Annotated in this window: 5 protein-coding genes; 2 read left to right on the top strand and 3 right to left on the bottom strand. The window is 55.9% G+C overall.

What is annotated here, in order from left to right; translation table 11 throughout:
• Positions 1 to 924, top strand: a 924-nt coding sequence (locus tag B3Z49_RS09550; RefSeq protein ID WP_296990358.1) for a DNA polymerase, incomplete at its 5' end; no start/stop codon positions are given.
• Positions 925 to 1,015: 91 nt separating this feature from the next.
• Here B3Z49_RS09550 and dapB read toward each other — a convergent pair.
• The gene (gene dapB, locus B3Z49_RS09545; protein WP_008888677.1) at positions 1,016 to 1,816 is read right to left on the bottom strand and encodes a 4-hydroxy-tetrahydrodipicolinate reductase; all 801 of its coding nucleotides are present in this window, start codon (positions 1,814 to 1,816) and stop codon (positions 1,016 to 1,018) included.
• A gap of 114 nt (positions 1,817 to 1,930) precedes the next feature.
• Entirely contained in the window at positions 1,931 to 2,803 is an 873-nt protein-coding gene (locus B3Z49_RS09540) for an aldo/keto reductase family oxidoreductase (RefSeq protein ID WP_296990357.1), read from the bottom strand.
• A gap of 107 nt (positions 2,804 to 2,910) precedes the next feature.
• On the opposite strand from B3Z49_RS09540, the gene B3Z49_RS09535 reads away from it, so the two are divergent.
• Entirely contained in the window at positions 2,911 to 3,819 is a 909-nt protein-coding gene (locus B3Z49_RS09535; RefSeq protein ID WP_296990356.1) for a LysR family transcriptional regulator, read from the top strand.
• An 82-nt stretch (positions 3,820 to 3,901) separates the two neighbouring features.
• On the opposite strand, the gene B3Z49_RS09530 is transcribed toward B3Z49_RS09535, so the two are convergent.
• Positions 3,902 to 4,474, bottom strand: a 573-nt coding sequence (locus B3Z49_RS09530) for a DnaJ C-terminal domain-containing protein (RefSeq protein ID WP_296990354.1), incomplete at its 5' end; no start/stop codon positions are given.

Below are 4,474 nucleotides of genomic sequence, written 5' to 3'. Positions count from 1 at the left end.
GACCTTCCGGCCAAGCTTCTGGAATGGCGTCAGCTTTCCAAGCTTAAAAGCACCTATACCGACGCGCTGGCCCACCATATCAACCCCAATACGGGCCGCGTGCACACCAGTTACGGGCAAACCAACGTCAATACCGGGCGTTTGTCATCAAATGACCCGAACCTGCAAAACATCCCGATCCGAAGCGAAGAAGGCCGGAAAATCCGTACAGCCTTTATCGCCGAGCCCGGTCACAAACTGATTTCTGCCGACTATTCGCAGATTGAATTGCGCCTTCTGGCCCACGTGGCCGAGATCGACGCCCTGCGCGAGGCGTTTAAAAATGGCGAGGACATCCACGCCGCAACCGCATCCAAGGTGTTTGGCGTCCCGATCGAAGGCATGGACCCGATGGTCCGTCGCAAGGCCAAGGCGATCAACTTCGGCATCATTTATGGCATTTCGGCCTTTGGTCTCGCCAACCAGCTTGGCATCGCCCAGAAGGAAGCCAAGGAATTCATCGAAGCCTATTTCGAGATTTATCCAGGCATCCGCGATTACATGGACGAGGCCAAGGAATTCGCCAAAAAGCACGGCTTTGTCCGCACCCTGTTTGGCCGCCATATCCATATCAACGGCATCAACGACAAAAACGGCATGCGCCGAAGCTTTGGCGAACGTGCCGCGATCAACGCGCCCATTCAGGGCGGTGCAGCCGACATCATCAAACGCGCGATGATTGCGGTGCCAGGTGCCTTGGTTGATGCGGGACTCAAAACCCGCATGCTGCTTCAGGTCCACGATGAATTGATCTTTGAGGCCCCGGAAGACGAAGCCGAAAAGGCGATCAAAACCATCCGCGAAGTCATGGAAAACGCCGCCCACCTGTCCGTACCGCTGATTGCCGATGCCGGCATCGGGGATAGCTGGGCCGACGCGCACTAACTTAGGCGTATATCAAACGCAAAAGACCCCGCTGCAACACTCTGCAGCGGGGTCTTTTTTTTTAAAGGATCAGCTTTGACGTTCTGGGCGCTTAAAGTCCCAAAACTTCACGCATGGAATAAAGCCCCGGTGCCTTGCCTTCGGCCCATTTGGCGGCGCGAACCGCCCCCTTGGCAAAGACTTCGCGTGAGGATGCCTTATGGGTAATCTCGATCCGCTCGCCTTCACAGGCAAAGACAACCGTGTGATCGCCAACCACATCGCCACCGCGTAGTGTTGCAAAGCCGATGGTGCCGTCTTCACGCGCACCTGTGTGGCCATCACGCGATCGGACAGCAACATCATCCAGATTAACCCCACGCCCCTTGGCGGCGGCTTCACCAAGGCCAAGCGCGGTACCCGACGGGGCATCGACCTTGTGTTTATGGTGCATCTCAACGATTTCGATGTCGGCCACGTCCTTATCAAGGATGCTTGCCACCTTCTCGACCAATGCGAAGGCAAGGTTCACACCGACACTCATATTCGGCGCAAAGATGATCGGGGCCTTCTTGCCAGCAACTTTCAACTCGTCCTTCTGATCGTTGGAAAGCCCGGTGGTGCCGATCACAAGGATGGTGCCGGTTTCTGCCGCCAGTTTCGCGTGTTTCATGGTCGCTGCCGGGGCGGTGAAATCGATCACCGCATCAACCGCTTCAAACAGTGCCTTGGGATCATCGCCGACGACAACGCCGCTTTCTTCAAGACCGGCGATCAGGGTGACGTCCTTGCCGATGAACGGGCTTCCGGGCAGGTCGGTGCCGCCACCAACCTCACAGCCCTTGGTCTTGGCCGTTTCATTGACCAACATCCGACCCATACGGCCAGCACATCCAACAATCCCGATCTTCATTTCCGGTCTCCTCCGGGCAAGCAAATTCATACGTGCGTTTGCTTTAACACATGCTGGCCCGTGATGGCATCACCGGAAATACACAAAATCCGGTGATGCTGCGCGAAACCCGCATCACGTCCGGGTTGCGATACCATCAAGCTCGGCAATTGCATCAGTCGGAAGGACCAAGTCCACCGCCGCCAAATTCTGGGCAAGATGTTCGAGCGACGAGGTCCCCGGGATCAGCAGGATGTTGGATGATCGCTGCAATAACCAGGCAAGGGCAACCTGCATGGGTGTTGCATCCAGTCGTTCCGCAACCCCGGAAAGCGTCTCAGATTGAAGCGGTGAAAAGCCTCCAAGCGGGAAGAATGGCACATAGGGAATGCCATCCCCGGCCAACTGATCAATCAATGCGTCATCTTCACGGTGCGCCAGATTGTATTGGTTCTGAACACAAACGATGTCGCAAATCTTGCGACCCTCTACGATCTGGTTGGCGGTGACGTTTGACAAACCGATATGCCGGATCAGGCCTTTTTGTTGCAGTTCTGCCAAAACGGTAAGCTGTTCTTCGATCGATCCCTCTGCCGGACCATGAAGGCCATGCATCGAACGGAAATTGACCACATCAAGGACATCCAATCCAAGATTTCTCAGATTGTCATGCACGGCACGGGTCAATTCTTCCGGGCTCAAGGCCGGTAGCCACGATCCATCTTCACCGCGCTTTGCACTGATCTTGGTGACAATTGTCAGATCATCCGGATAGGGATGAAGAGCTTCCCGAATCAGCTGGTTGGTGATGTGCGGCCCGTAGAAATCACTGGTATCAATGTGATCAACGCCCGCCTCGATCGCCGCTCGTAAAACAGCAATTGCTGCACTCTTGTCCTTGGGCGGACCGTATACGCCCGGCCCCGCCAGTTGCATGGCACCATAGCCCATACGCGTTACCTGATGATCACCGATAGTAAACGTACCTGCCTGTTTCAAATCACTCATGAAAGCCTCCTTGGCCGAATGGAAATTGGACATGCACGGAGGTTATCGATTGTCCAAGTGATCAACAATCCGCTACAATATGAACAAGCTGTACGGATAATCGAACAATGAAACCTGATCTTGCAACAATCACGGCCTTTGTCACTGTGGCGCGTGCGCGCGGTTTTCGCGAAGGTGCACGGCTCAGCGGCGGCAGTGCATCGCGCCTGTCAGAACAAATCCGGCGTCTTGAGGCCCAATTGGGTGTCCGGCTTTTTAACCGCAGCACACGCAGCGTCACCCTGACCGAAGCGGGCGAAGGATTGCTCAACCGCCTGTCACCTGCGATTGACGAGATGGAATTGGCCCTTGATGTGGTCAACAGTTTCCGCGACCGGCCTGTCGGCAACCTGAAACTTAATGTGCCAACTGTGGTCGCGCGATTGATACTGCCTAAAATTCTGCCCGGTTTTATTGCTGCATATCCCGATATCCGGGTTGAAATATTAACCGAGGAAAGCTTTGTCGATGTTCTCGCCGAAGGGTGCGACGCCGGTATTCGCTATGACGAGGCGCTTGAGCTTGACATGATCGCCGTTCCGATTGGCCCGGCTACGCAACGCTATGCTTTGGCTGCGTCGCCTGCCTATCTTGAAATGCATGGGACGCCCGAACATCCCGGTGACCTGCTTGAACATGCCTGCATCCGTGGTCGGTTTCCCAGTGGGGCCATCATGGAATGGGAATTCGAACGCGGCGATGAACTTATCGAAGTCAACCCGGGCGGACCGCTTCTGGTGCGGCCGGGCGGCGGAACCGATCTTGCGATTGATGCGGCCTCTGCCGGAACTGGGATTATTTACCTGTTTGAAGACTGGCTGAAACCCTGGCTTGATGACGGACGTCTTGTCCCTATCCTGCAAGACTGGTGGCTGCAATTTCCCGGTCCAAAGCTTTATTACCCGGATCGCCGATTGGTTCCCAGTCCCTTGCGCGCCTTCATCGACTATATCAAGGCCCATCCATGGACTGTGTGACAGGCAAAAGAAAACCCCGCCTAAATGACAAGGCGGGGTTTGATATCCTCAAGCCGATTGGCAGGCTCGTAAAGACCAAGAATTAGTCGGTCAGGTCTTTCCAGATTTCCTTCATCTTGGAAAAGAACCCTTCGCTTTCCGGGCTGGACCCCTGTTCGCGCGAAATCTCGTCGAATTCCTCAAGCAGTTCTTTCTGACGGTCTGTCAGATTAACCGGGGTTTCAACGCTGACTTCGACAAACATGTCCCCGCGCGCCTGCGAGCGCAGGATGCTCATGCCCTTGCCGCGCAGGCGAAGCTGCTGACCGGACTGGGTGCCTGCCGGGATATTGATCCGGGTGCGGGTGCCTTCGATGGTCGGCACCTCGATGGTGCCACCAAGGGCGGCTTTGCCCATCGGGATCGGAATCCGGCAATACAGGTTGGCCCCCTCGCGCTGGAAGAAGCGGTGATGCCCGATATCGAGGAAGATATACAAATCACCCGGAGGCGCACCATTGGTGCCTGCCTCGCCCTCGCCCGCCAGGCGAATGCGCGTTCCGTCCTCGACACCGGCCGGAATGGTGACCTGAAGGGTCTTTTCCTTTTCGACGCGACCAACACCGTGGCAGGATTTGCACGGGTTCTTGATGATCTTGCCTTTGCCATGGCAGCT

The organism is Thalassospira sp. UBA1131 (assembly GCF_002311515.1).
Taxonomy (GTDB): domain Bacteria; phylum Pseudomonadota; class Alphaproteobacteria; order Rhodospirillales; family Thalassospiraceae; genus Thalassospira.
This window is presented reverse-complemented; position numbering and strand designations above follow the sequence as displayed.